Source organism: Vibrio sp. 2033, assembly GCF_033339735.1.
In genome coordinates this window covers 1-746 of record NZ_JAWOVC010000299.1, presented here as the reverse complement: position 1 = coordinate 746, position 746 = coordinate 1, and the positions used below count along the sequence as shown (strand labels likewise).

The 746-nt window shown below is 43.6% G+C and carries 1 pseudogene; it reads right to left on the bottom strand.

Going from position 1 to position 746, the window contains the following annotated elements:
- Positions 1 to 558: pseudogene (locus R7P74_RS26205) on the bottom strand (AraC family transcriptional regulator); the annotation flags it as partial.
- Positions 559 to 746 lie beyond the last annotated feature (188 nt).

Genomic DNA, 746 nt, shown 5'->3' with positions numbered 1-746 from the left:
CTTGTCTTGGAAACGATGCGGTGTATCCCGGTTGGTGAGTTCGGTGGCAAGAATAGTTAACGCCTGATTAAGCTCTAGGTGGTAAAAGGCTTGGTGCGTTTCAAAGAAGGCAGTACTGCAACACGATTCTTCCGAGCGGGACTCTAACCATTGCGGCTTTACAAGAATATTAATCTTGTTGATCTGATTGTTTTCAATAAGCGAACGACGAAAGTTAGCAGGATGAATGAGATTCACCACCACGCCTTGAGGTGTATCACTGGCGTCGAGATCGAACTGTAAATTGTCGTAGCCAAAAGAGAGTTTTCCTTCGAGAAGAATGGTTATCAACAACGAAGCGTGCGCGGTAGAGACGATATTGGAGTCAACCAATTCAATGCAGCGCCCACCATGCACAAAAATCTGGTCATTGTACTGATAAGACAAAAATTTCCCTTCGGCCAGTTGGGTCTGGCATGGTTGCCCTTGCGTCACAATAAACTGTTTTTCCGTGGCTTCCAGTTTTTGGGTCATGGCTATTTTGCCAAGTTTAGTTCGTTTGGCGGTGACTTCCTGCATTTGACGTTTCCTCATAACACTTGTGCGATTTCGCATAACTGAATCGCCTTTGTATTTATAAAACACCTGCTTATTATACCTGAGAATTATTATCATTAATATTTAGGAATGTACTTATGGAAAGCCCAGCTTGCTCATCAATCAAGCTTTCAAGCCTTTGCCTTGCAGTGGGAATGGCATTGGCAAAT